This is a genomic window from Marinobacter bohaiensis (genome assembly GCF_003258515.1).
Lineage (GTDB): Bacteria > Pseudomonadota > Gammaproteobacteria > Pseudomonadales > Oleiphilaceae > Marinobacter_A > Marinobacter_A bohaiensis.
The window spans coordinates 81,695-100,599 of the sequence record NZ_QGEH01000007.1 but is presented as its reverse complement, the minus strand read 5'-3'; the positions used below and the strand labels follow the sequence as shown (position 1 = coordinate 100,599).

General features: G+C 58.8%; 17 protein-coding genes. 11 read left to right on the top strand and 6 right to left on the bottom strand.

From position 1 onward, the window contains the following. Nucleotides 1-2 precede the first annotated feature (2 nt). From recF to dnaA, 4 genes are all read right to left on the bottom strand, one after another. Nucleotides 3-1,121, bottom strand: a complete 1,119-nt coding sequence (gene recF, locus DKK67_RS20635; RefSeq protein ID WP_111498416.1) for a DNA replication/repair protein RecF — start codon at nucleotides 1,119-1,121, stop codon at nucleotides 3-5. Nucleotides 1,122-1,998: 877 nt separating this feature from the next. Then, a complete protein-coding gene (locus DKK67_RS20630; protein WP_111498415.1) occupies nucleotides 1,999-3,267 on the bottom strand; it encodes an ABC1 kinase family protein in 1,269 nt (422 codons plus the stop codon). Nucleotides 3,268-3,397: 130 nt separating this feature from the next. Next, the gene (dnaN, locus tag DKK67_RS20625; RefSeq protein ID WP_111498414.1) at nucleotides 3,398-4,501 is read right to left on the bottom strand and encodes a DNA polymerase III subunit beta; all 1,104 of its coding nucleotides are present in this window, start codon (nucleotides 4,499-4,501) and stop codon (nucleotides 3,398-3,400) included. Nucleotides 4,502-4,566: 65 nt separating this feature from the next. After that, a complete protein-coding gene (gene dnaA, locus DKK67_RS20620; protein ID WP_111498413.1) occupies nucleotides 4,567-6,066 on the bottom strand; it encodes a chromosomal replication initiator protein DnaA in 1,500 nt (499 codons plus the stop codon). 918 nt (nucleotides 6,067-6,984) lie between these two features. On the opposite strand from dnaA, the gene rpmH reads away from it, so the two are divergent. The 5 genes from rpmH to mnmE all read left to right on the top strand — a co-directional run bounded on the left by rpmH (nucleotide 6,985) and on the right by mnmE (nucleotide 10,979). Then, nucleotides 6,985-7,119 carry a 50S ribosomal protein L34 gene (gene rpmH, locus DKK67_RS20615; RefSeq protein WP_004579611.1) on the top strand — a complete coding sequence of 45 codons (135 nt, stop codon included), beginning with the start codon at nucleotides 6,985-6,987 and terminating at the stop codon, nucleotides 7,117-7,119. A gap of 19 nt (nucleotides 7,120-7,138) precedes the next feature. Continuing rightward, nucleotides 7,139-7,513: a ribonuclease P protein component gene (rnpA, locus tag DKK67_RS20610; RefSeq protein WP_111498412.1), complete on the top strand. Its 375-nt coding sequence runs from the start codon at nucleotides 7,139-7,141 to the stop codon at nucleotides 7,511-7,513. Nucleotides 7,514-7,535: 22 nt separating this feature from the next. Further along, complete coding sequence (yidD, locus tag DKK67_RS20605; RefSeq protein WP_111498477.1) at nucleotides 7,536-7,820, top strand: membrane protein insertion efficiency factor YidD; 285 nt, start codon at nucleotides 7,536-7,538, stop codon at nucleotides 7,818-7,820. A gap of 4 nt (nucleotides 7,821-7,824) precedes the next feature. Further along, nucleotides 7,825-9,525: a membrane protein insertase YidC gene (gene yidC / locus DKK67_RS20600; RefSeq protein WP_111498411.1), complete on the top strand. Its 1,701-nt coding sequence runs from the start codon at nucleotides 7,825-7,827 to the stop codon at nucleotides 9,523-9,525. Between the two features lie 92 nt (nucleotides 9,526-9,617). Continuing rightward, nucleotides 9,618-10,979, top strand: coding sequence for a tRNA uridine-5-carboxymethylaminomethyl(34) synthesis GTPase MnmE (mnmE, locus tag DKK67_RS20595; protein ID WP_111498410.1), 1,362 nt, complete (start codon nucleotides 9,618-9,620; stop codon nucleotides 10,977-10,979). Between the two features lie 40 nt (nucleotides 10,980-11,019). On the opposite strand, the gene DKK67_RS20590 is transcribed toward mnmE, so the two are convergent. Together DKK67_RS20590 and DKK67_RS20585 are read right to left on the bottom strand one after the other, a co-directional pair. Further along, the gene (locus DKK67_RS20590; protein ID WP_111498409.1) at nucleotides 11,020-11,328 is read right to left on the bottom strand and encodes an AzlD family protein; all 309 of its coding nucleotides are present in this window, start codon (nucleotides 11,326-11,328) and stop codon (nucleotides 11,020-11,022) included. Beyond that, the gene (locus DKK67_RS20585; protein ID WP_111498408.1) at nucleotides 11,318-12,034 is read right to left on the bottom strand and encodes an AzlC family ABC transporter permease; all 717 of its coding nucleotides are present in this window, start codon (nucleotides 12,032-12,034) and stop codon (nucleotides 11,318-11,320) included. Before DKK67_RS20585 ends, DKK67_RS20590 begins: the two co-directional genes overlap by 11 nt. Nucleotides 12,035-12,145: 111 nt before the next feature. On the opposite strand from DKK67_RS20585, the gene DKK67_RS20580 reads away from it, so the two are divergent. The 6 genes from DKK67_RS20580 (at nucleotide 12,146) to DKK67_RS20555 (ending at nucleotide 18,901) form a co-directional block, all read left to right on the top strand. Continuing rightward, complete coding sequence (locus DKK67_RS20580) at nucleotides 12,146-13,015, top strand: LysR family transcriptional regulator (RefSeq protein WP_111498476.1); 870 nt, start codon at nucleotides 12,146-12,148, stop codon at nucleotides 13,013-13,015. A gap of 272 nt (nucleotides 13,016-13,287) precedes the next feature. After that, the gene (locus DKK67_RS20575) at nucleotides 13,288-14,040 is read left to right on the top strand and encodes a substrate-binding periplasmic protein (protein WP_111498407.1); all 753 of its coding nucleotides are present in this window, start codon (nucleotides 13,288-13,290) and stop codon (nucleotides 14,038-14,040) included. A 287-nt stretch (nucleotides 14,041-14,327) separates the two neighbouring features. Further along, a complete protein-coding gene (locus DKK67_RS20570) occupies nucleotides 14,328-15,074 on the top strand; it encodes a substrate-binding periplasmic protein (RefSeq protein WP_111498406.1) in 747 nt (248 codons plus the stop codon). Between the two features lie 269 nt (nucleotides 15,075-15,343). Then, nucleotides 15,344-16,957, top strand: coding sequence for an ABC transporter substrate-binding protein (locus tag DKK67_RS20565; RefSeq protein WP_111498405.1), 1,614 nt, complete (start codon nucleotides 15,344-15,346; stop codon nucleotides 16,955-16,957). 18 nt (nucleotides 16,958-16,975) lie between these two features. Beyond that, nucleotides 16,976-18,004, top strand: coding sequence for an ABC transporter permease (locus DKK67_RS20560; RefSeq protein WP_111498404.1), 1,029 nt, complete (start codon nucleotides 16,976-16,978; stop codon nucleotides 18,002-18,004). 3 nt (nucleotides 18,005-18,007) lie between these two features. Beyond that, nucleotides 18,008-18,901 carry an ABC transporter permease gene (locus DKK67_RS20555; RefSeq protein ID WP_111498403.1) on the top strand — a complete coding sequence of 298 codons (894 nt, stop codon included), beginning with the start codon at nucleotides 18,008-18,010 and terminating at the stop codon, nucleotides 18,899-18,901. Nucleotides 18,902-18,905: the final 4 nt, after the last annotated feature.

Sequence of the window (18,905 nt, the reverse complement as noted above, 5' to 3'; positions counted from 1 at the left end):
TCTTATTCTTCCGTAAACTCGCCATGTTCCACGTGGAACACTTTGAAATCGGGCATGGGTTCCTGCCAGAGTTCGGCAGGTCGTGGCGGTTCGATCGAGGTGATGAACACCTGGCTGCCAAGATCTCGGAGCTTGCCAGCCAGCATTCGACGGTGATTCTCGTCGAGCTCCGCGTTGATATCGTCCAGTAAGAACGTGCATTGCCGGCCGTGCTGCTTGAGCAGCTCGCCCTGGGCAATCTTCATCAGTATCACCAGGGTTTTCTGCTGGCCTCGCGACAGGGTTTCCGCCACCGGGCGACCCTGGTATTTGACGCGTACGTCGGCACGATTGGGGCCGTACAGGGTATGTCCTACCTTGGATTCCTGCTCCCGGTGCCCGGCCAGCACATCCGCCAGACGGGCTTTGCGATCCCAGCCGGGAAAAAACTCGAACTTGAGATCCTGTCGCCACGGCGCATCGATATCCTCGATGATGCGCTCCAGCAGCGGGCGGAACTGATCGAACACGGCTTTTCGGACTTCAGTCACCTGCTCCGCCAGAGCAACATACTGACGGTCCCAGATGCTGAGCAACGATTCGTCAATTCTACCATTTCTGAGAATTTTATTCCGCTGCGAAATCGCCCGCTGGCACTGCTGCCACAGGGTCGAGAAACCATGTTCCACGTGGAACACTGACCAGTCGAGAAACTGCCGACGCTTCCCGGGACCACCGGTCACAATATCGAAAGTCCCCGGATCGATCACGGACACGGGCAAATGACGCGCCACGAAGGAAAGCGTCTTCACACGTTCGCCATCCACCTTCAAGCGGGTCTCGCCCTGGGCGACATCCCGAAACAGACCAATGCGATGGGTCAGGGGGTGGGGCGACGCGCCCGCCGGCTCAGGCTCACGGACTTCGCCAAACACCGTCAGGTTCTCTTGTCCGTGGCAAACCACCGCTTCGTGACGATTGACCCGGAAGGATCGCCCGAGGCCGAGATAGGCAATGGCTTCCAACACGCTGCTCTTGCCGCTGCCATTGGCACCGTAGATCAGGTTCACGGAAGGGGAAAAGTTGAGATTGGCGGGCGCCAGGTTACGAAACTGTTGGGTCTGAAGTCTGAGTAGTGCCATGCACCCGGTGTGTCCGTTCCAGAAAGGCCAGTCCGTAGTCTACAGGTTAACGGGCAGCGAATGCAGTCCCGACGTCGACATCCTTCAGCAACACGGCGTTCCTAAACCCAACGTTCCGAAACGCCTCAATCGCTCCGCCGCTGTGTATAAATTCGCTGGCTCGCTTCCCCAAATTACTCAGGCATTCGCGCCGGCGCGAATTTCTCCCACACAGTTGTCCACAGGATAATCCGTGGCGAAGGGCCGGTCTCGAAGGCTTCGACCAGAACACCGATTCTGCCCCAACTCCGCTCACGAATCTGGCCAGCCCTGCTCCTTCCTATATCGCTAACACGGCGTAAAGCCTTGGCTGGCGCGGCCCTTAATGACATAGCGCACTCGCCAATTGAGTCAGCGCACGGCTGCTATCGCACCAAAATTCCGTCGAGCCATTCCGGGAGACCGACTGTGCATACGGCACCAATCTCCGCAGCGGACAGCCCGCCCAGAAAGTTTTCCACAGATATCCTTTCTGATTCGCTAAGGTTTGTCGCTTCGGATTTCCTCTGGACAGAGTTTAACCAGGAGTCATCAAAGTTCTGGAGCTCCGAGAGCCAAACCCTACCCTACCCACAATCGGCGCATCGAAGTTCCAAAGACGGTCACCAGCAGAAAAGAGTAGCGGACCAGGCAGAGCCAAAAGTCTCGGCCGTCATTCACCGATTACCGTTGATGATCTATCGGTAAAGGATGTTCAACGGGCCGGTAGCAGGAGAGACATGACCTTGAACAAGGGACTTACTGATACTCGGGAAGGGAAGCGAAGGAGAAAAGGCATCGAAGTAAGATGTTCCACGTGGAACATCTTACTTCGGCCAGGATAGATAGCCTCTTGGAATCAATGCAGAAGATTCAGGCGCTCGTCCATGAACATGTCCATTTCCGGTGCGAGGATATGCACATAGCGGTCGAAATAAAGGAACTGCTTGATCAACAGCGCGAACTCGCGCGGGAAATGCAGGCCGTGGGATTCACCGATCTTCACCATATCCATCAGGATATTGTTAACCTCGTCCTCTGCCTCCTCAGCGGCATAGGGCGTGGGCGTGTCCGGCACCATCCGGTCCATCTGGTTATACAGACGCCGAAGATCGTCGGCCAACTGGTTGACGTCTATCCTGGCATGGGTCACCCCAATCCGAACCATCGCATCCGCCATGCCTTCGAACTGCCCGACCATCACCGCGGAAATAAAATCCGACACCGCCTGCCACGTATCCGGCTTGATTCGGCCGACAATGCCAAAGTCGATAAAGCCCACCCGACCATCGCGCAGCACCATCAGGTTGCCCGCATGAACGTCGGCGTGAAAAAACTCGCATTGGGTGAGGCTGGAGAACCAGGTGTTCATTGCGGTGATTAACGTGCGTTCCGGATCGCTGGTGACCGTTCGAATCGACTCAAGATCGGTCAGCGGCACGCCGTAGAAACGCTCCATGGTCAGCACCCTCCGGGTACTGCAGGCTTCATAAACCCTGGGAACCGTTGCCTCCATGTTGTGACTGTCACTGAGGAACTGTCGGAACGTCTTGAGGTTGTTCGCTTCCTTGATGAAGTCACATTCCTCCATCATTGTGCGCTGGATTTCCTCGACAATGCCGGACAGCGACGTCCAGGACAGTTTTGGGGCAATGGTTTCCAGAACCCGTGCCGATACGTAAAGGAAGTTAAGATCCGTGAGCAGGATGTTCTCCACACCCGGCTTCTGGATCTTGATCACCACATCTTCACCGGTGACCAACCGAGCGGCATGGACCTGGGCAATGGAAGCCGATGCCAGCGGGACCGGATCAATATGCGCGAAAACGGATTCCAGCGGCTGTTTCAGTTCCTCGCGCAGGATTTTCCGCATCAGTGAAAAGGGCAGGGCGGGCGTGCGGTCGAGACATTTCTGGAACTCTTCCACATAACCGGGCGGGAAAAAGGTGGGGGAGCTGGCGATGAACTGGCCAAGCTTGATGTAGGTCGCACCCAGGTTTTCAAACGTCTGCCGCAACAGTGCCGGCGTTGGCGGCCGATCTCCCCGGAGCCAGTTGACCCCGGTTTTGCCGAGTACGGTCAGAGTCTGACCGATCCGGAAGGCGCCCTTGATGCCATTCACTACCATTGTAAATCTCCTCGTTACCGAAGGAGCCTGAACGGCAGAACAACAGCAGCAGACTCCGGAACAATACCTGTCTGGGAAGGTTTACGCGGGCCGGGAAAGAGTCCGACCCGCCTCCGAGCTGCCTCTTACTCTATAGCCTCATGGGCATGACGACATACAGGCAACTCGCGTCATTTTGGGCCTCAATCAACGCACTGCTGTTGGGATTCGACAGGGTGATTTTCACCTGGTCATCGTCCAGCGCGTTGAGCACGTCCACCAGGTAGCCGACGTTGAAGCCGATCTGCAGACTCTCGCCCTCGTAATCCACAGGCAACGCATCTTCCGCCTGCTCCTGGTCCGGGTTGTTGGCGAAAATCTGCAGTCGCCCGGATTCCAGACTCAGACGAACACCGCGAATGTTCTCGTGGGACAGGATCCCGGCCCGCTGCAGCGTGTTCTTCAGCGTCGCGCGATCGGCCAGCATCGTCTTGTCACCACCACGCGGAATCACCCGGTTGTAGTCCGGGAACTTGCCTTCGATCAGTTTGGACGTAAACGTGTAAGCGCCCACGGTGGCACGCAGGTGGTTGTCACCAAACACGAGGGTAACCGGTGTCTGTACGTCGTCCAGCAGGCGGCCCAGTTCGAGCACGCCCTTACGCGGTACGATCACCTGACGGGGTTCATTGATGCCGGTTGCCATCGCCAGGTGGGACATGGCCAGACGGTGTCCATCGGTCGCCACGGCACGCAGGTGCTCACCGTCCACTTCGAGCAACAGGCCGTTCAGGTAGTAACGCACGTCCTGCTGCGCCATGGCGAACGCGGTCGCATCAAGCATCGTGCCCAGATCCGACTGGGCGACTTCCAGGCGGAAGCTCTCAGCATCGTCTTCCACATTGGGGAAATGCTCTGCCGGCAACGTGGACAGGGTGAAATGACTGGCTCCGCAGCGCAGGTGCAGACGATCGCCTTCCAGACTCAGCTCAATGGGCGATTCGTCCCCGAGTGCCCGGCAGATGTCGGACAGCTTGCGCGCCGGCACGGTAATCCGGCCCGGCTGGTCCACATGCACCGGCTGGATCCGGCCCACCAGTTCCACTTCCATATTGGTCCCGGTAAGCGTCAGGGTGTTTTCTTCAGCCACCAGCAATACGTTCGACAGTACCGGCATGGTCTGTTTGCGTTCCACTACCCCGGCAATCGACTGCAGTGGTGTCAGGAGGGATTCTCGGCTGATCGTCAGTTTCATGGCACTCGGATTCTGTTTATATGGATGTTAGTTGGTCAGCGTAATCGGGACGTCGCTGAACGGTATCAGGTCGTCAGCAGACGCATGAAATTCTGATAGTCTTCCCGGATATTCGCGTCCGTTTCCTGCAGTTCAACGATTTTCTTGCAGGCGTGGAGCACCGTGGTGTGGTCGCGGCCGCCAAAAGCATCGCCAATCTCCGGCAAACTGTGATTGGTCAGTTCCTTTGACAGCGACATGGCGACCTGACGAGGCCGGGTCACGGAGCGGGTCCGCCGCTTGGACAGCAGATCCGCCACCTTGATCTTGTAGTACTCTGCCACGGTGCGCTGAATATTGTCGATGCTGACCTGCTTCTCGTGCAGCGCCAACAGATCCTTGAGGCTCTCACGAATAAACGGCGGGGTGATTTCCTGCCCAGTGAAGTGAGCATTCGCTATCACCAACCGAAGCGCACCCTCTAGCTCCCGTACGTTGGAGCGGATTTTCTGGGCAATAAAGAACGCGGCTTCGCTGCTTAGGCGCACGTTGGCCTGCTCCGCCTTCTTCATCAGGATCGCCACCCGGGTTTCCAGCTCCGGCGGCTCCACCATTACCGTCAGTCCCCAGCCAAAGCGGGACTTGAGGCGCTCTTCCATGTCCGCGATCTCTTTGGGGAAGCGGTCGCAGGTGACGATGACCTGTTGGCCACCTTCGAGCAGGGCGTTGAAGGTGTGGAAAAACTCTTCCTGGGAGCGCTCTTTACGGGCAAAGAACTGGATATCATCGATCAGCAGGGCATCCACCGACCGATAATAGCGTTTGAATTCGTTGATGGCGTTGAGCTGCAGGGCCTTGACCATGTCCGCCACAAAGCGCTCCGAACGCAGGTACGCCACCTTGGCTCGCGGATTGCGCCGAACGATTTCGTTGCCCACCGCATGCATCAAGTGGGTTTTACCCAGGCCGACGCCGCCATACAGGAACAGCGGGTTATAGGCTCCCCCGGGATTTTCCGCCACCTGCATGGAAGCAGCCCGTGCCAGCTGGTTCGATTTGCCCTCGACAAAGGTTTCGAAGGTGAAGCTTTCATTGAGAAAGCTCTGGTGCTTGATGTCCCCTTCAACCTGGACATTGCGGCGCTCGCCGGTATGGGCTGCAGGCTGCGCGGTTCGCGCCGGAGCGGGCGAAGAAGTGGTTGCCGCCGGTGCCGCTGGCGCAGGGGCCGGACGTTCCACGACGGTGGCGGCCACGCCCCTTTCCTCCTCGCTGACCGCCTCTTCGCTTTCCACCGGACCGGGCGCCGGTGCTGCGGCGCGCTCCACCGGCTCAGCCTGGACAGGCGCGCTGCCGACGGTCATCTGAATGCGTGGCGCCTGGCCGCCGAGCAGATCCTTGAGGACCTCCTCAATACGACGCAGGTACTTTTCGTTCACCCAGTCCATCACGAAACGATTGGGTGCGAACAGCATGAGCTGGTCGTCCCGGTGGTCGGACTGCAGGGGACGCAACCAGGTATTGAACTGTTGGGCGGGAAACTCATCCCGGAGTACATCAAGACACTGATGCCAGATAGATTGCGGCACGAAAGCCAGCCTCCAATGCGTAGCCAATCCCTGAATGAGGATGATTACGGAATAAATCAGCCTTCTTCTTATAAGTCACTGCCCATCGCCACAGCCGTGCATCAAACGGAAATCCCGGCACGACGGCTTCAGAGCACCCTATAACCGCGCGGGCCGGGTGTCAGTTTCAGCGGGTAACAACAGCAATAGACTCATGGAAAGCCTGAATAGCGGCTCATTCTACGCTCGCCAGCCCCCCAACAAAAGCCCCAAATTCCAAACCATAAACACCCTGTGCATAACTTTTGTATTATTTATCAAATAATTAACACGTTAAAAACAGGGTTGTGTACAGAAATTCAGTGACAGAAAGTTTTCCACAGACCTCTGTGATTTAGCGGTCAGCAACCCCCCTAACAACCTGAGCCCGAATCCATGAACAACTCGCCTGTTTGTCGGATGGTCATTTTTTCCCCATTTCCATGACCGCTTTTCCCCAGCCTCCAGGGCGCCTTACGCCCAACCTTCTCAATACTCCAGACTCATGTTTTCATTCAAATATTCTGATGTATCCACAGAAAAGCGGCTGCCTAACAGTAACAGTAACTGTCTTAGATTCATTTAAGAGAAAAAGAGACTTTTTATGACTGTTACCGAAAAACACCGGGGATTCGGATAATCGATCCGTGGCTTCTCCTTCCAATCGAAATCCGTCAGTCACCGCCGACATAACAAGCAACTGCGTAGAAACCGTGAATCCCCCAATAACGATTGAATTCCAGCCGCCGTTTGTCTAAAATCGCGCTCCTATTTTGGCTGATCATTTTTTGACAGGTTGCTCCGGCAAGAGGATATCTGCCGATCCAGCAGATGCCCGGAGGTCGACAGTCAAAAGACAGGATTACGTATTCCACACATCACGAACGTGAGATCGACATCATGAAAAGAACGTTTCAACCCAGCGTCCTGAAGCGTAAGCGTGTTCACGGCTTCCGTGCCCGCATGGCAACCGCCAACGGCCGCAAAGTGATTGCCCGTCGTCGTGCCAAGGGTCGCGCCCGCCTGTCTGCCTGATACAGACTGACAGGTCTCGATGCCGCCAAGAACGTTTACGAAGCAGGATCGCCTGCTCAAACCCCATGATTTCAGTGGGGTTTTCAATCAGGTGCAAGTGCGCGTTCCGCACCGGCATTTTCTGATCCTGGCTACCCCGAATAACCTCGGGCGCGCCAGGGTCGGCTTGATATTCTCGAAGAAGAATCTGAGGCTGGCTGTTCAACGCAATCGGGTGAAACGCTTGGTGCGGGAAACTTTTCGCCAGCATGACGATCTACCCGCGATGGACATTGTTGTCCTGGGCCGACCGGGGTTGGCGGAACTCGATAATCCGACAATCCATCGGATTCTAAATGAGCTGTGGCAGCGCTTGCGGCGCAAGGCCCGTAAAGCGGAGCCTGCCTCCGGCTGACTCAGGGGTACCGGATCTGATGATACGACAGCTCGTACTTCTGCCCGTCCGCTTTTACCGGTACGCCATCAGTCCCCTCATGGCCTCCCACTGCCGCCACTACCCCACCTGCTCAAGTTATGCACTGGAAGCGATTGAAAGGCATGGTATCCTGCGCGGCGGTTACCTGACGTTAAGACGGCTGCTACGCTGTCATCCCTGGTGTGCCGGCGGTTATGACCCCGTCCCACCAACGGCTGGGACGCCCGATTCTCAGGACGAGCACCCACAACACGGTTCATACCATTCAAAACAGCCGACACAGTAAACCTATGGATATTCAAAAAACGATCCTCTGGATAGGCCTTGCCATTGTCAGTTACATGATGGTGCTCGCCTGGAACGAAGATTATCACCAGACGCCGGAAACCCCGGTGGCCCAGAGCTCCCAGTCCCAGAATGGTGAGCAGGCCCCGGCACTGGACAGCCCATCCGCCACCGGCGATACCGGCAACGAGTTCGGCACGCCGGAGGATCAGGGGCAGACCCAGGTTGCCGGCAGTACCACGCAGGACGCCGACGCCAGCCAGCAGATCGAGGTTCGTACCGACGTGCTGGATCTGGCCATTGACCTGCGCGGCGGTAATATCACGCGCGCTTCATTGCTGCAGTACAAGGAATCCCTGAACAAGCCCAACCCGTTGGAGCTGTTGCAGAACAATGACTTCCGAACCTATGTACTGGAAAGCGGCCTGATCGGTCGGGACGGCTTTGACGCCTCGCGCAACGGTCCGGTGCCCACGTACCAGGCCAAGGCGGATCGTTATACGCTGGACGAGGGCGCTGACACCCTGACGGTGGATCTCGCCTTTACCAGCGACAGCGGCGTCAAAGTCACCAAGCGTTACACCCTGCAGCGCGACAGCTACGAAATCGACGTCCGTTACCTGATCGACAACCAGTCAGGCGAGCCCTGGCAGGGCAACTTCGCCGGCAAGATCGTGCGCGACAACAGCCCCGATCCCACCGCCCAACAGAGCCTGGGTATCAAGGCGTTCCTGGGCATGGTGCTGAGCACCGACGAAGACCCGTACCAGAAATACGATTTCGACGACATCAAGGAGCAGCCCATCAACCGCACCGCCGAAGGTGGCTGGGTGGCGTTCCTGCAGCACTACTTCATCAGCGCCTGGATTCCGGACGCGGACACTCAGCATCAATACCAGACCACCCAGCGTAACAACCTGACGGTGATGGGCTTTGTCAGCGGTTCCACCCAGGTGGCGCCCGGTGAGCAGGCGGAAGTGGGCGCCCGCGCCTACGTCGGCCCGAAAATCATCGATCGCCTGGAAGGCGTGGCCCCGAACCTGGACCGCACGGTCGACTTCGGCTTCCTGTTCTTCATCGCGCACCCGCTGTTCATCGTGCTGAACTGGTTCCACAGCATCTTCGCCAACTGGGGCATCGCCATCATCCTGTTGACGGTGTCGGTCAAGGCGCTGTTCTTCAAGCTGTCCGCGACCAGCTACCGGTCCATGGCCCGCATGCGCGCGGTGGCACCGCAGCTTACCCGCCTGCGAGAAATGTACGGCGACGACCGTCAGCGCATGTCTCAGGAAATGATGGCCCTGTACAAACGGGAGAAGATCAACCCGCTGGGCGGCTGTTTGCCGATCCTGGTGCAGATGCCGGTGTTCATTTCCCTGTACTGGGTTCTGTTCGAGAGCGTCCAGCTCCGGCACGCGCCTTTCTTCCTGTGGATACACGATCTGTCGGTGATGGATCCCTACTTCGTGCTGCCGATCCTGATGGGCATCAGCATGTTCATCCAGATGAGCCTGAACCCGACGCCGCCGGACCCCATGCAAGCGAAGGTGATGAAGCTGATGCCATTGGTCTTCACCATCTTCTTCCTGTGGTTCCCGGCCGGTCTGGTGCTCTACTGGCTGGTCAACAACGTGCTTTCGATCGCGCAGCAGTACTACATCACGCGCAAGATCGAATCCGAGGGAATGGCTGCCAGCAAGGCCTGATCCTCGCAACAACGGCACACACAGGGCTCCGCAAGGAGCCCTGTTTCGTTTAGCATGCCCCTAATCCCTGGAATCTGCCTTCTGGATCGCCCATGACCGCCACCGACACCATTGCCGCCATTGCCACCGCCCCCGGCCGGGCCGGCGTCGGCATCATCCGTCTGTCCGGGCCCGATGCCGGGACCATCGCCGAGCGGGTGCTGGGATTTATCCCCAGGCCGCGTTACGCGCACTATGGTCCATTCCTGGCGCGGGATGGCTCGGTGATCGACGAGGGGATCGGGCTGTTTTTCCCCAACCCGCATTCGTTCACCGGCGAGGATGTGTTCGAACTGCAGGGCCACGGCGGCACAGTGATCCTGGACCTGCTGCTGCGGGAAGTCTGTGAGCAGGGCGCGCGGCTGGCGCGGCCCGGTGAGTTTTCGGAGCGGGCGTTCCTCAACGACAAGATGGACCTGACCCAGGCCGAGGCCATCGCCGACCTGATCGAAAGCAGCTCCGAGCAGGCCGCCCGCTGCGCCATGCGCTCCCTGCAGGGGGCCTTTTCCCAGCGCATCGAATCGCTTGTGGATAACCTGACTCACCTGCGCATTTATGTGGAAGCGGCGATTGATTTTCCCGAGGAGGAAATCGATTTCCTGGCGGACGGCAAGGTGGCCGGCGATCTGCAGCAACTGATGGATGAGCTGGAAGGCATTCTCGGCGAAGCCCAGCAGGGGACGATCCTGCGCGACGGCATGCGGGTGGTGATCGCCGGTCGGCCCAATGCGGGCAAGTCGAGCCTGCTCAATGCCCTGGCCGGGCGCGAGGCGGCCATTGTTACCGCGATTGAAGGCACTACCCGCGACGTGCTGCGCGAACATATCCACATCGACGGGATGCCGTTGCACGTGATCGACACCGCTGGCCTGCGTGACAGCCCGGACGAGGTGGAGCGGATCGGCATTGCGCGAGCCTGGGAGGAAATCGAGCAGGCCGACCGCATCCTGTTGATGGTCGACGCCACCACCACCGACGCGGTGGACCCGGAAGCCATCTGGCCGGACTTTATCCACAGGTTGCCCGAGAACGCGCCGTTGACCGTGATCCGCAACAAGGTCGACCTGTCCCATGAAAACGTCGGCTATGAAGACAATCCGTTGGCGCCGGTGATCCGCATCGCCGCCAAGGCTGGTGATGGCATCGAGGTGCTGCGCGATCACCTGAAGGATTGCATGGGCTACGCCACCACCACCGAAGGCGGGTTCCTGGCGCGGCGGCGCCATCTGGTGGCCCTGGAAAAGGCTCGCGACGCCATGATCCAGGGTCAGGCCCAACTGGAAGGGTTCGGCGCCGGCGAGCTGCTGGCCGAAGACCTGCGTCAGGCCCAGGACGCCCTGGGGGAAATCACCGGCGCCATGACGCCGGACGATCTGCTGGGCAAGATTTTCGGCAGTTTCTGTATTGGCAAGTGACGTTGTCGATCCGGGGGGCGGTGCGACGCGCGGAACACCCCTACCAATGCCTCACTAACGCCGCCGTTGCTATACCGCACGTGATAGCCAGCAACGGCTTTTTCGAAAGCAGCATAACCACGGCCGTCGCCAGCAATGCCCAGCGGGTACCGATGTCCCCGGTTTCTGCCATGGGAGCGATCAGGGCAACCAGCACTGAGCCGGACATGGCGTTGATGAACTGTTTGGCCCGATTGTTGATGGGGGCGATAGACATTGCGTAGACGCCGCCCCAGCGCGTGGCCACCGTGACCCCCACCATCAGTAGTACGATAATGAGAATGCCGCTGCCTGAGGTTTCAATGCCCATCGTTTTGTGACCTCTTGAGTATCCCCGCGAACCCACCCGCCAGCGTGCCTGCGACGACATGACTGTTTTCAGGCAAATAGTGGTAAGCCAGTAAGGATGTAGTGGCCGCAACGGTCCAGATGAATAGCGTGCGAGGGCTCTTTTCACCGCCAACTACCATCGTAAGCAGGAAGCACCCCACCACCATATCCAAACCGAGGCTTTTGGGATCGCTGAGGATATTGCCAAAGTAAATACCGATCCAGGTACCCATTACCCAGAAGAGCCAGATGGCCAAGCCACCGCCCAGCAAGAGCCCCAACCCAGGCTGGCCCCGACCAAAGGCCTGCATGGACATCGCCCAGTTGGCATCGGAAGCGACCAGCATGATGCCGTAGCGTTTTGGCCAGGGTAGGTGACGCAGCCAGGGATAGAGTGTGGCCCCCATCAAGAGGTGGCGGGCATTGATCGCAAAGGCCGTCAATAACATGGTAAATAACGGAATCTGTGTTCCCCACTGGTCGAGCAGCGCGAACAACGCGTAGCCGGAGAAAACCAACGCACTCAAAGCGAGTGTGAGCATGCCATCCAGCCCGGTCTGCCGGGCCGCCAGTCCGAAGGCCGCCCCGAACAGGGTGACGAAGATCGAAATCGGAATAAGTTGTTTAAAGCCTGACCACACCAGCCACCTGTCGAGCTGATGGAGCTCCTTGTCGGTCGTTACCATGCTCCCCCCTGCCACTGTATTCACTTGAGAGCACTATAGGTTTGGCGATTAAATTTAAGAAGCGCATAATTTGACAGGTTGGTATTCGGTTTTCTAATAGTGGGGGTCCGCTTGGCGTATCAAAATTTGCAGGTTGACTGGCTCAAGTGCTTTGTTGCTGTCGTGGATGCTGGATCGCTCTCGTCGGCGGCACCGGAAGTCCACCGCTCCCAGTCGGCTGTCAGCATGCAACTGAAAAAGCTGGAAGCCGCCTTGGGCTGCCGGCTGTTGCTGCGGGGCCCCCGCCAACACCAACTAACCCCTGAGGGGCAAAAGCTGTTGGGCTACGCTCGCCGAATGCTCGATCTCCACGCTGAGACCCAGGCGGCTTTTCATGGCGATGAATTGACTGGTCGCATCCGGTTAGGTGTTCCTGATGACTATGCCGCCAAGTACTTTACTCCGGTACTGAAACGATTTGCGCCATACCATGGCTCGGTGGAAATCGAGTTGGTATGTGAGCAGTCGACATTGTTGATACCCCGCGTTGAGCGAGGCGAATTGGACATGGCGCTGGTTTCGCGGGAGCATCCGCGTCATGGAGCGGTGTTGTTTCATGAGCCGTTGGTGTGGGTGGGATCGCCGCAGTTCGAGGTATGGCGACGCGACCCGTTGCCTATCGCGGTATATGAAAGCTCCAGTCTCGCGAAACGCTGTGCCATTAAAACGCTTGCACTGCAGGGGCGTCGCTATCGGGTGGTGTACGAAAGCTCCAGCGTGGCGGGTCAGGTCGCAGCCGTTGAGAGCGGGCTCGCCGTTGCGGTGTTGACCCAGTGCAGTACGCCAGACCATCTGGAGATCCTGGGGAGCGATCATGGCCTTGGTCCGCTGGAGCCAATGGAAGTCTCTGTCTACCGGAGCTGGGAATCACTGGGGTCTCCAGCCGTGAATAGCCTTTATGACCTCTTGGTACGGACACTCCGCCTGTCAGGCGGGTCCTAGACGGATTAGCGGGTATTGTGTCGTCGATGCCATCCGAACCATGAGCATTCCGACGTTCTCATGTCTGGAACGAGGTCCTGCACCAGCCGAGCGCGGCCTGAACCAGAAGTGGGCGGGCAGGCGGCTATCTGGCTGCTGGCATCGAACTTGAGCAGTGAAAAAAGTTAATAACCAGAAGGTCTTAACGTTCCCGCTTTATTGTGGCTCGGTCTATGCACAGGGGAAAACGCCTGTTCCAACCGTGAACCGACGTACCTCTGGAGACACAACGCATGAGCAAGTTCCTGGTTGTTTGCTCACTCTTCTGCGCCTGGCTGCTGCCCGCTACGGTGGTCCATGCCGACGATGACAAACTCTACTTCTACACCGAGAATTTCCCGCCCTATAACATGAGCGCCTCCGGTCGGGCGTTCGAGCACAAGCGAGACCATATAGACGGCTTGTGTACCGAAATGGTCAAGGCCATCATGGCCGAGACCGACCTGGAATACCGCATGAAGCTGCGGACCTGGGATTATGGATACCACCGCGTCCTGGACAAAACCAACCACGGTCTCTTCTGCACCACCCTGACTGACGACCGCAAGCCGCTGTTCAAGTGGGTGGGCCCGCTGACCCACAATCTGTGGACTCTGTTTGCCCGGGACGACAGCACGCTCCAGGTCAACAAGCTCAGCGATGTCAAAGGGCTGACAATCGGCGGCTACCGCAATGACGTCAAGGCGGTCTACCTGGAGAAGCATGGCTACAAGGTGTCGGAACTGGACAGCGACGAACTCAATCCCAAACGCCTGTCGCTGGGACAGATCGATGTCTGGCTGGCCGATCGGCTGGGTGGCCCCTACTTTGCCTCGCAGCAGGATGTGGAAAACATCAAACCGATCTTTTCCTTCAACAAGACCGACCTCTATCTCGCCATGAACCCGGAAACCCCGGACGCGATTGTGGATAAACTTCAGGCCGGCCTGGAAGCTATCCACAGCAATGGCCTGTACGAAGCGATCGAAGACAAATACGGCTTGTAACCGGGACGGCGGTTACCGGTTGGTGGGCCGCCGGGTCATGCGGGATACTCGCGATTTCACGTTTTTTTGCATCCAGATTCAGTGGTTTAACAGAAATTGATTTACAAAAACGAACAGGGAAGCTGACGCATTGCGCCCCGGCCTTGGGGTAGACTTTTTCCGTTTTTTATCATCCGGATCATTGGGCTCGCCATTGGACCCCCGGCCAGCTCGGGGAACAGACCGGTTCGCAGTGGTGGCCACCCGTGGTTTCGGGTGTCATTCCATGCGACGGAGAAGTACCCAAAATGCGAAAACTGCTAGCCCTGTGCCTGCTCTCTGCGTCCCTGCTGTCCCCGATGGGAGTCCAGGCTGCGGACAAGCTCTATTTCTACACCGAGAATTTCCCCCCGTATAACATGAGCGCTTCCGGCCGCGCGTTCGAGCACAAGGGGGAGGATATCGACGGTCTGTGCACCGAGATGGTCAAGGCCATCATGTCCCACACCGACCTCGAATACGTGATGAAGCTGCGCAACTGGGACTACGGCTACAACCGGGTCCTGGACAAGCCCAACCACGGTATCTTCTGCACTACCTACACCGAGGATCGCGCTCCGAAATTCAAGTGGGTGGGGCCACTGACCCATAACCTGTGGACGGTTTTTGCACCGCCGGGCAGCGACATCGAGATGGACGAACTGGAAGATGCCAAGGGCAAGACCATCGGCGGCTATCGCGGTGACGTCATGACCCAGTACCTGCTCAAGCGCGGCTACACCGTATCCCAGCTCGACAGCGACGACCTGAACCCCAAGCGTCTGGCACTGGAGCAGATCGACCTGTGGATCGCCGACCGTCTGGCCGGCCCGTACTTCGCTTCCCAGCAGGACGTTGAGGGCCTGGTGCCCGTCTATTCCTTCAACAAGACCGAACTCTACCTGGCCATGAACCCGGCCACGTCCGACGAGATTGTGGATGAATTGAAGGAAGCGCTGCGTCAGGTCCACGAATCCGGTATGTATGAAGCGATCGAGGACAAGTACGGCCTTTAATTCCTACCGTTTTTCCAGAAAAGCACCTGCGGGTTTTTGCCCCCAGGTGCTTTTTTGTATGCAATTTCCTGTTCTTGGATGGTGCATTGCTGTCGGGGGCTGCCCGCTCAGACTCCTTTAAAGACCGACTGGCGTTAATTCTGGGCTCGTTACGGAGTCCCTTATTTGTTTTCAAGTTTTTGTTTTGTAATTGTTTTTTCTTTTGGATTTAATAGTGGCACATGCACTGCATGCAATCCTTGAAAATATTTTTTCATGGAGCATGCAAAATGAAGCGTCGCGAATTCGTTAAAGGGGTTTCGGCCCTGTCGCTGGGTGCCAGTGTTCTGCCTTTGATGAAAGCCATTCCCGCCCAGGCTGCGGGGCAGGACACGGCCGTCGTTGTGTTCGGTGGCACGATCAACAGTCTGGATATCCACAGGAGCGGGACCAATCGCGACAGCTACCAGGTTGCGATCAACTGTTACGACCGGCTGGTAACCTTTGGTACCAAGACACTGGAGGACGGCTCCCTGTCCTACGATTACAGCGACGTACAGCCGGAGCTGGCCGAATCCTGGCATCTCAGCGATGACGGCACCGTGATGACCTTCCAGTTACGTAAGGACGCCACCTTCTGGGACGGCAAACCGGTCACGGCGCACGACGTGAAGTGGTCCTTCGACCGGGCGGTGTCCCTCGGCGGCTTCCCAACGGTGCAAATGAAAGCTGGGCGCTTTACCAGCCCCGAGCAGTTCGAGGCGGTGGACGACAAAACGTTTCGCATCACCCTGCCGTTTGCGTCGAAACTGTCGCTGCCGGACCTGGCAACACCGATTCCGATCGTCATCAACGCTACCGTCGCCCGGGCTCACGCTACCGACCAGGACCCCTGGGCGACTGAGTACCTGCATCGCAACCCGGCCGGTTCCGGGGCATTCCAGATCACTCGTTGGGATCCCGGACAGCAGTTGGTTTATACCCGCAACGAAGACTGGGCCAGCGGACCGCAGCCCGGCTTCAGCCGTGTGATTGTGCGTGAAATCCCGGCCCAGTCGACCCGTCGCGCCCTGATCGAGCGGGGCAACGTCTCGGTTTCCCAGAACATTCCCAACAAGGACGCCAGGGAGCTGGCGAGCAAGCCGGGCGTGAAGGTGGTCAGTACCCCGATCGAGAACTGCATCTATTCCCTGTGCACCAACCTGAACTTCGAGCCCTTCCAGGACAAGCGGGTGCGTCAGGCCATTGCCTGGGCCATTCCCTATCAGTCCATTTTTGAGCAGGCAGCCTACCAACAGGGCGTTCCCATGTGGGGAGGCTCCTCCTCTGTGGATAACATTGCCTGGCCCCAGCGTTCGCCGTACGACTACAACCTGGAGAAGGCGCGGGAACTGCTGGGCCAGACCGATTACAAGGACGGTTTTGAGGTGCCCCTGTCGTTCAGCCTGTCCCAGGCGGACTGGGCTGAGCCGGCTGCGCTGCTGGTCCAGCAGGGACTGGGCAAGATTGGAATCAAGGCCACCCTGGAAAAGATTCCCGGCGCCAACTGGCGCACCATTGCCCTTGTGGAAAAGAAACTGCCCCTGCACATGGAGAACTTCGGCGGCTGGCTCAACACGCCGGACTATTACTTCTTCTGGGCTTATATCAAGGGCAACCTGTTCAACTCCTACAACTACGACAACCCGGAAATGGCCCGTCTGGTCGAGCAGACCCTGGACATGCCCATGGACGATCCGCGCTACGCACCCAACGTTACCCGCATGATTGAGCTGGCGTTTGACGACATTCCGCGGATCCCCCTCTGGCAGCCGACGCTCAACGTGGCCTTGAATGCCGATGTGCAGGGCTACGAATACTGGTTCCATCGCCAGATGGATGTACGACCGCTGAAACCCGCCTGATTCCGTAAGGAGCCAATCATGTCCCTGGCATTGAAGAGCCGCCGGGTGGGGATGCGTCTGCTGCAGGCGATTCCCACGGTGTTCGGCATCCTGGTGGTCTGTTTCCTGCTGACTCGGGCGCTGCCGGGAGATCCGGCGGCGTACTTCGCCGGACAGATGGCGGACCAGGAGTCGATCGAGGCCGTACGCAAGAACCTTGGCCTGGACCAGCCACTGCCGGTCCAGTTCGTTGACTACGTCGGGGACCTGGCGCAAGGGGATCTGGGCACGGCCATCTCCACTGGCCAGACGGTGTCCGCCGAGCTGGCGACGCGACTGCCCGCGTCCCTGGAGCTGACCCTCGGAGCATTGTTGCTGGCCTTTCTGATTGCCGTTCCACTGGGTGTGATGGCGGCCACGCGCCCCAATACCTGGATCGATCACCTGTGCCGTTTCCTGGTGACTGCCGGGGTGTCGCTGCCCATTTTTTTCACCGGTCTGGCGCTGATGTACGTCTTCTATTACCTGCTGGGCTGGGCGCCGGCGCCCATGGGGCGGCTCGACATCTTCTATCTGCCGCCGGAGTCGGTCACCGGTTTCTATACCATCGACGCGCTGATTGCCGGTGACTGGGAGGTGTTCCGCGCTGCCCTGGCGCAGATGGCCCTGCCGTTGGTGACCCTGGCGCTGTTCGTGCTCGCTCCGATTGCGCGGATGACCCGGGCGGCGATGCTGCAGACCCTGGGCAGTGACTATGTCCGCACCGCTCGGGCCGCGGGACTGAGCGGCTGCCGTGTGCTGATCACCTACGCCTTCCGCAACGCATTGCTGCCGGTGGTGACGACGCTGGGCATGGTGTTCTCGTTTCTGCTGGGGGCCAACGTGCTTGTGGAAAAAGTTTTCGCCTGGCCGGGGATCGGCTCATTCGCCGTGGAAGCGCTGGTGGTCTCGGACTACGCCGCGGTGCAGGGCTTTGTCCTGTGCATGGCGCTGTTGTTCGTTGGTCTGAACCTGCTGATCGACGTCGTCTACACCCTGATTGATCCCCGTGTGGGCGAGGAGGCCTGATTCATGACCGCTGCAACGCCCGCCAAGCCGTCGGTGTCCGATCAACGGGCCCGTTCGGGCTATTGGGCGCACCTCAAGCACGTGATGGCCGACAACCCGATGACCGGCCTCGCGTTCGGATTGTTCGCCCTGTTCGTGCTGATGGCCATTCTCGGGCCGGTGCTGGTGCCCTTCGATCCGCTGGCCACAGGCGTGGGGCCGGCGCTTCAGGCGCCCAGCGCCAGTCACTGGTTCGGCACCGACCACCTGGGCCGCGATGTGTTTTCCCGGGTTGTCGTGGCCACCCGGCTGGACCTGCTGATTTCCGTATCGGCGGTGGCGATATCGTTCCTGATCGGATCCGTGACGGGGGCTTTCGCCGGCTACTTCGGAGGATGGACCGACCGCATCACCGGACGCCTGGTGGACACGATCATGGCGTTCCCGCTGTTCGTGCTGGCGATGGGGATTGTGGCTGCGGCCGGTAATACGGTGGAAAACATCGTCTACGCCACGGCCATCATCAACCTGCCGTTCTACGCCCGGATGGCCCGGGCCGAAGTGAGTATCCGCCGCAATGCCGGTTTCGTACAGGCGGCTCGGCTGTCGGGAAACTCGGAGCTGCGGGTGCTGTTCGGGCATGTGTTTCCCAACACCCTGCCGCCGATGATGGTGCAGATTTCCCTGAACATGGGCTGGGCCATCCTCAACGCCGCCGGCCTGTCGTTCATCGGGCTGGGCGTCCAGCCACCGACGCCGGAGTGGGGGATCATGGTCGCCGAGGGCGCCAACTTCATCATTTCCGGTGAATGGTGGCTGGCCCTGTTCCCGGGACTCGCGCTGATGCTGGCGGTGTTCACTTTCAACCTGATCGGGGACGGCCTGCGGGATCTGGTCGATCCCCTGCGCCGGACCTGAGGAG